Genomic DNA, 229 nt, shown 5'->3' with positions numbered 1-229 from the left:
CCGGGTGCGTCAGGTACGCCGACTCGCGGGCGAGCGCCGGGTCGAACGCGGCGTCCGCGCCGAACATCAGGGTGGCCTCCCCCTCGACCGTTCCGCCGAGGACCCGGATCAGGTCGGCCAGCGGGAACGTGCCGTCGCGCAGGTCGGCGGCCGACTCCTCGTCGAGGCTGAGGGAGACGAGGCCCGCGTCGGTGGCGTGCAGCAGCAGGCCGCGGTCGTGCGCCCGGGC

The 229-nt window shown here is 76.4% G+C and carries 1 protein-coding gene; it reads right to left on the bottom strand.

What is annotated here, in order from left to right:
- A partial coding sequence (locus SB773_RS35165) for a hypothetical protein (protein WP_410595242.1) occupies nucleotides 1–229 on the bottom strand: 229 nt, incomplete at both ends.

Origin of the sequence: Bacillus sp. SIMBA_074 (assembly GCF_046534555.1) — a bacterium.
Classification (GTDB): domain Bacteria; phylum Bacillota; class Bacilli; order Bacillales; family Bacillaceae_G; genus Bacillus_A; species Bacillus_A mycoides.
This window is presented reverse-complemented; position numbering and strand designations above follow the sequence as displayed.